The organism is Psychrobacter sp. UBA2514 (assembly GCF_002341255.1).
In the GTDB taxonomy this organism is placed as follows: Bacteria; Pseudomonadota; Gammaproteobacteria; order Pseudomonadales; family Moraxellaceae; genus Psychrobacter; species Psychrobacter pacificensis.
This window is the reverse complement of record NZ_DDNS01000037.1, coordinates 2,395-2,992: the sequence shown is the minus strand read 5'-3', so window position 1 is coordinate 2,992 and position 598 is coordinate 2,395. Positions and strand designations below refer to the sequence as shown.

Annotated in this window: 1 protein-coding gene; it reads right to left on the bottom strand. The window is 47.8% G+C overall.

Features of this window, described 5'->3' with window-relative positions; translation table 11 throughout:
- Window positions 1–598 (bottom strand): alpha/beta fold hydrolase (locus B3V51_RS09945; protein WP_286708346.1); only part of this gene is annotated, 598 nt, incomplete at both ends.

Genomic DNA, 598 nt, shown 5'->3' with positions numbered 1-598 from the left:
ATAGCAAAATGCATACGCTCAGACTTTTCATAAGGCGTCGCTGCATCCTCATCACCGACCACAATCAATGTCGGTGTCGTGATATCACCCAGTTGCTCATAAGTGCCAGTGCGATCGATGACCCCCATTGTCGCCTTGACGACACCACCCTTACGATTGCTTTGCAGCATCGTGAGCCACTGTTTGCGATCAGATTTGCGCAGCTTATCGGCCAAAAAGGTACTGCCAAACATAATGGGCATGACTTTTTTGCTCACACGCTTCATCCCTAGCCAACGAATGGCTTTGACCAGTTTGCGGTACTCAGGAATGTTTTTTGGTTCTTCAGGATCAGCTGATGTCTCAAGCAGCGTGAGTGATAATAGCAACTCCGGTCGCTTAAGCGCAATACGTTGAGCGACAAACCCGCCCATGGATAACCCAACAAAATGACATTTAGCAATAGCGAGTGCGTCAAGTAACCCTAGCGTATCTTCGGTCAATGTCTCCATATCATAGCCAGATTTGGTAATCTGTGACTGACCCTGCCCTCGAAAATCAAACGCAATGCAGCGATAGTCCGTTTGAAAATACGCCACTTGCTTGTCATACATCTGCG